The sequence below is a fragment of the Candidatus Nealsonbacteria bacterium genome (genome assembly GCA_019923625.1).
In the GTDB taxonomy this organism is placed as follows: Bacteria; Patescibacteriota; Minisyncoccia; order Minisyncoccales; family RBG-13-42-11; genus JAHXGN01.
Genome location: JAHXGN010000010.1, coordinates 14963 through 19164, shown reverse-complemented (window position 1 = coordinate 19164; position 4202 = coordinate 14963). Strand labels below are relative to the sequence as shown.

At 31.7% G+C, this 4202-nt stretch carries 5 protein-coding genes; 4 read left to right on the top strand and 1 reads right to left on the bottom strand.

Annotated elements, in window-relative coordinates; translation table 11 throughout:
• Window positions 1-303: 303 nt before the first annotated feature.
• From KY055_01860 to KY055_01845, 4 genes are read left to right on the top strand one after another with little or no spacing between them, the layout of a single operon-like run.
• A complete protein-coding gene (locus KY055_01860; protein ID MBZ1345360.1) occupies window positions 304-513 on the top strand; it encodes a helix-turn-helix transcriptional regulator in 210 nt (69 codons plus the stop codon).
• Between the two features lie 4 nt (window positions 514-517).
• A complete protein-coding gene (locus KY055_01855; protein MBZ1345359.1) occupies window positions 518-1354 on the top strand; it encodes a site-specific DNA-methyltransferase in 837 nt (278 codons plus the stop codon).
• A 4-nt stretch (window positions 1355-1358) separates the two neighbouring features.
• Window positions 1359-2138 (top strand): site-specific DNA-methyltransferase, encoded by a 780-nt coding sequence (locus KY055_01850; protein MBZ1345358.1) that lies wholly within the window; start codon window positions 1359-1361, stop codon window positions 2136-2138.
• 4 nt (window positions 2139-2142) lie between these two features.
• Entirely contained in the window at window positions 2143-3321 is a 1179-nt protein-coding gene (locus tag KY055_01845) for an HNH endonuclease (GenBank protein ID MBZ1345357.1), read from the top strand.
• Between the two features lie 311 nt (window positions 3322-3632).
• On the opposite strand, the gene recO is transcribed toward KY055_01845, so the two are convergent.
• Window positions 3633-4202: DNA repair protein RecO (gene recO / locus KY055_01840; protein MBZ1345356.1), on the bottom strand; the 570-nt coding region annotated here is incomplete at its 5' end.

Here is a 4202-nt window from a genome sequence, read left to right as displayed (position 1 = left end):
TTTTTACCAACAAAATCCGGACGCTGACGCAAGCAGGCAATCCCGCTCTCTGCAAGAGGGCGGGACCCCCACACCCTTTTTCTTTTTGCCTGCCTGCTTGGGCTTCGCCTTGAAATTTTTTTGGCTGACGGACATTATATTTTTTAGTCGCCCTTGTCCCACCGCACCCGTGCGCGGGTAACACAAAATAACTCCTTATTTTTTGATTTACGTTTTTATTTAGTTTTGGTATAATATACATAAATGTTGATAACTACTTACATTATACTATCTTAATAAATAATAGTAAATGATTACTACCTTATGACAAACAATAAAAGCGTTATAGCTAAAAACATAAAGAAATATCGCAAAAAGAAAGGTATTACACAGGACAAACTTTCAAAAATGGCGGATATTACCTACAACACGATTATAAAAATTGAATCGGGGGCAACTTATAATCCGAGAGTAGAAACATTAAAACAAATTGCTGACGCTTTGGGCGTTGGGATTGATGATTTAATGAAATAGTATTATGGATTTTTTAAATAAAGTTTATTTTAAGGATTCTCGTAAGATGGCGGAATTACCAAATAATTCTGTTCATCTTATAGTTACCAGTCCGCCGTATTTTAATATCAAAGATTATTCTCTTGATGGCTATCAACAAAATAAAAAATCAGAAAAAATGGTGGGGCAAATTGGCGATATTCCAAATTATAAAAAATATATTGAAGAAATGTTGAAAGTATGGAAAGAATGCGAAAGGGTTTTAAATCCGAATGGAAAATTAGTTATAAATACACCCCTAATGCCGATGTTAAAAAAAAGTTTAAACACTCATTATAATAGACATATTTTTGATATAAATAGCGATATTGAAAGTTCTATTTTAAATAACACTGACTTATTTTTGCTAGATGTTTTTATTTGGAATAGAACTAATTCTAGTAAGAAGTTAATGTTTGGAAGTTATCCTTACCCAAGAAATTTTTATGCCCAAAATACGATTGAGTTTATAACTGTTTATGTAAAAGATGGTTTATCTGAAAACAATTTACCAAAAGAAATAAAAGAAAAAAGTAAATTAACAGAGAAAGAATGGGTTGAATTTACAAAGCAGATTTGGAATATACCTATTCCAAATAAAAACGACCTTGCGTTCGGCGAACATTCAGCAATTATGCCTGAAGAGATAGTAAGACGATGTATTAAATTATATACTTATATTGGAGATGTTGTTTTGGACCCGTTCGCCGGTTCGGGAACGACACTGAAAGTGGCGAAAGAATTAAAAAGAAATTATGTTGGCTATGAGATTTCTAGAAATTATGAGAGGGTAATAAATTTGAAATTGGGATCATTGTTTTAAGCTTATGTTAAAAATCAATAAAATTTACCATTCAGATTGTTTTGAATTTTTAAAAAAGATTGATAATAAGTCTATTGATTTAGCGGTTGTAGACCCGCCGTATTTTTTGAATAAAGACGTTTGGGACACCTTTAATTCCCATAAAGAGTTTTTAGATTTTACATTTTCTTGGATAAATGCTTTAATCCCTAAAATTAAAAATAATGGGAGTTTGTATATTTTTAACACTCCCTTTAATTGTACCTTCATTTTATCTCACGTTTTGAAAAATGGTTTAAAGTTTAGAAATTGGATAACTTGGGACAAGCGAGACGGTCTTTCAAATGGGACGAAAAAGTATGCTAATGGTCAGGAAACAATTTTGTTTTTTACAAAAAGTAATGATTATATTTTTAATTATAATGATATAAGAGTTCCTTATGAGTCTACCGAGAGGATTTTTTATGCGAAAGATAAAGGCATTTTGAAAAATGGTAAAAGATGGTTTCCTAACCCAAAAGGAAGATTATGCGGGGAAGTTTGGCATATAACAAGCGAAAGGCATAAAAATAAAATTAATGGCAAGACACCGAAACTTCCACACTTTACTCCAAAGCCACTTGAAATGATAGAAAGAATAATAAAAGCAAGTAGTAACCGGGGAGATTTAGTTTTAGATTGTTTTATGGGTACGGGAACAACGGCGCTAGCTGCCAAAAAACTCGGTAGAAATTTTATTGGATGCGATTCAAATAAAAAATATGTTTTATTAGCAAATAAAAGATTAAAAACTGGTAAATTTTAATTCTATGGAAAAACTAAAATTGTATTTCAAAAATTTAATTGCCGAAAACACTTATCGTGGATGGCATTTGGTACAAGCTGAAAAAACGACACATAATAGCATAACGAGTGCCTTATTGGGAATAAAAAAATTTTCAGACAGTAAAGAAATTTTTACCGCAACAGATGAAAATTTAAAAAAACTAAATAGGGAAATGAAGCGCAAGGGTGGCAGAGAAAGTGCTTTATCAATGAGAAAACAAGTATTGGTAAATTTGGACACGCTGGGGTTTATTAAACGCTTCGGGGCGGGTCAAAAAATGAAAGTTCAACTTACACAGAAAGCATTTGAATATCTAGATTATGAAAATAAAGAATTTTTTATGGATGATTTTTTATCAAATTTCGAAATGAAAAAAGATAGAATGACATATTCAATAACACCTTACCCCGTTTTATTAAAGATATTATCCGATAACAAAATTCAAGATTTATCATTTAAAGAATTTCAATATTTTGTTTCTCAAATCAAAAATGAGAACGAAATCCAAAAGGCTATCGATTTAATCCTTGAATATCGTCAATTAACGCAAGAACAAAAAAATAAGTTAGATGAATTTATTAAGAAAGAATGTGATGACATTACAAAAGAAGCCGAAGATAAAAAATTGCCAAAGGAATATAAGAGAGATTATGAAAACTGGGCCAACAATGCGAAACATTCTCTTGAATTTTTTAATTTAGGTTCGCAAATCAAATTTTATGATAATGAGATTCATTTATTATTAGGAAGTGATGAATTTAAAAAGAGAATTATAGCAGACTTAAAGAAAATACAGGAAGCACCAATTGTTAGAAAACAAAAAATCCATTTTAGAAATAAAAAAATAATGGATGACCTTAAAAAGTTGTACGGTTATTATTGCCAATTTTGTGGCTATAATTTTTCTAGAATTCCCACCAAAAAAGGTTTTTATATTGAAGCTTCACATATAGTTCCGGTTAGTGAGCAATCAAAATATAAAGGACTTGATCTAAATTCGCCTGATAATATTGTTATTACTTGTCCAAATCATCATAAAATGATAGATGTCCACTACCCAGAATTTAAAAAGCGTTTAATTGTATTTGAAGATGGGAAAAAAGGACTAGAAACTAGCGATGGCAGGGTAAGGTTATATTTAACTCTTAATGAGCATTTATAACAACTAAAGCTCGTTATCTTGCCGTGCCAAATGAACTTGTGAAAGAAGCTATAGATTATACAAAAGGGAGTGGTGTTGGTGTAATGAATGAACACGGCAAGATTAAAAAAAGAGCAAGTTAAATATTATAGCCCGTCAGCCAAAAAAATTTCAAGGCGAAGCCCAAGCAGGCGGGCAAAAAGAAAAAGGGTGTGGGGGTCCCGCCCTCTTGCAGAGAGCGGGATTGCCTGCTTGCGTCAGCGTCCGGATTTTGTTGGTAAAAAGTTCTAACTTTTTCCAATAACCCGCTCCATAGCGGGATCTGACCCCTATCAAAGGGCGCGGGAAAGAAGAAGAAAAGAATAACGAGAGATTTTGGTAAGCAATTCCCGGTCTTTGCGTTCAATTTTGAGTTTTTTTATCAAAAGTAAGTCCTTGTTTAGAAAAATTCTTAAAATTTTAATAACATTCAAAGAAATTTCCTGTGTCATTTTTGCGTCTCCTCGCGACTGCGATTGTTTCAAAAAATTATCAGCGCAATTTTTACATATTGTTCCTCCCTGTTCAAAGTCAAAATAATTTTTTTCCGGAATTATTCTTTTTTGACAAACTAAACAAAGATAAAGCTCTGGTTGGTATCCTAAAATAGAAATAAGGTTCCAAAAAAAATAATAATATAACAATGAACAATGGGCAGTGAAGAATGAACAATTATTTAATTTATGGAAAATCTCGTCTAATAATTGCCAAATTTGATCATCTTTCTCTTCTCTAATAACTAAATTATCAAGAGTTTCAACAATTTGACACGCGATCTTTAATCTTGCCAGGTCTCCCCTGATATTTTGGAAGTTATCAATTAAAACAGCGTCGGTTAAAGTTTTATGCGCTTTTCCTTGAAT